Here is a 399-nt window from a genome sequence, read left to right as displayed (position 1 = left end):
ACCGTGACAGACTTCGACAGCTTGCGAACCCTGCCTGTGGGCGGTCTTCCGCCCTTCTTGCTCTGTTCCTGTATGTTTGTCATTCGATATACTGTTTACAGTTGGTACACTCACTTTCTGCGACCGTCGGGAGCAAAATTCCTCCGCCCTCATGGTGGAGCGAGGCGTTTTGGGGTTCCCAAAACATAACCTCGCTCCCTCTCAGAACACGTTAGTTGGAACTACAGCCTTTCAGCTATCCACGTCCAAGGTCGCAGACCTTAATTCTCACAATTTGCGCCAAGCCTCGAAGTCCTCTTCATAAAGGCTTAGGTGGTGGCGCACGATGTTCTCGATGATGCCCGATACGCTCATGCGTCTCCCTCCGAGGATGCGGACGACACGATCAAGACGGTCTCG

Annotated in this window: 1 protein-coding gene; it reads right to left on the bottom strand. The window is 53.4% G+C overall.

Annotated features, from left to right (window positions below; all coding sequences use genetic code 11):
• Positions 1-267: 267 nt before the first annotated feature.
• Positions 268-399 (bottom strand): DUF3408 domain-containing protein (locus DWV53_RS06235; protein WP_118152418.1); only part of this gene is annotated, 132 nt, incomplete at its 5' end.

The organism is Segatella copri, assembly GCF_003465495.1.
GTDB lineage: Bacteria > Bacteroidota > Bacteroidia > Bacteroidales > Bacteroidaceae > Prevotella > Prevotella copri_G.
The sequence above is the reverse complement of the archived record's forward strand: the minus strand, read 5'-3'. Positions and strand labels throughout refer to the sequence as shown.